The organism is Streptococcus sp. HMSC064H09 (assembly GCF_001812625.1).
Classification (GTDB): domain Bacteria; phylum Bacillota; class Bacilli; order Lactobacillales; family Streptococcaceae; genus Streptococcus.
Window position 1 is genome coordinate 27,830 of sequence record NZ_KV809561.1, and the last position, 620, is coordinate 28,449.

Consider the following 620-nt stretch of genomic DNA (forward strand, 5'->3'; position numbering starts at 1 on the left):
TTTTTATTTATTAAATAGTGTATTTTTAAATTCGAGGGAGAAGACTAAATAGCTCAAAACCATTGATATCCTTGGGTGATATGAGTTGACTTTTGTCTTAACTTCTTGAATTTTATACGTAATGATAGTCTTTTTATTGAGACCTTTTTCTTTATCTACTTTACATCATTTCGAAATATGACCAATAAGCCAGGGCATTCCCTTTAATGCTTTTGGAGGAAGAGTATCTCATCTTCCTTATTATTGGGGATAATAAAGTGATAATGTAGAGTGTTATTTGTCAATATTATATTGATTTCGTATAGGTCATAGGGGGGATCTTATGGGAAAATTAAATATTATGGTTGTCTTTGGGACAAGACCAGAGGCAATTAAGATGGCGCCGTTAATTCTTGAGTTGAAAAACATCAAGAAACCATTAATACTATTACAGTAGTCACAGCTCAACACCGTCAAATGCTTGATCAGGTTTTGGAGACTTTTGAAATAGTTCCTGATTATGATTTGGATATCATGGGAAAAAATCAATCACTTCAGGAAATTACTTCTAAAATTTTGGCTAATTTTGATCCAGTTGTTAAGAAGGAACAACCTGATTTGGTTTTGGTTCATGGTGATAC

The 620-nt window shown here is 32.4% G+C and carries 1 pseudogene; it reads left to right on the forward strand.

What is annotated here, in order from left to right:
- Positions 1 to 322 precede the first annotated feature (322 nt).
- Positions 323 to 620: pseudogene (locus HMPREF2867_RS10850) on the forward strand (UDP-N-acetylglucosamine 2-epimerase); the annotation flags it as partial.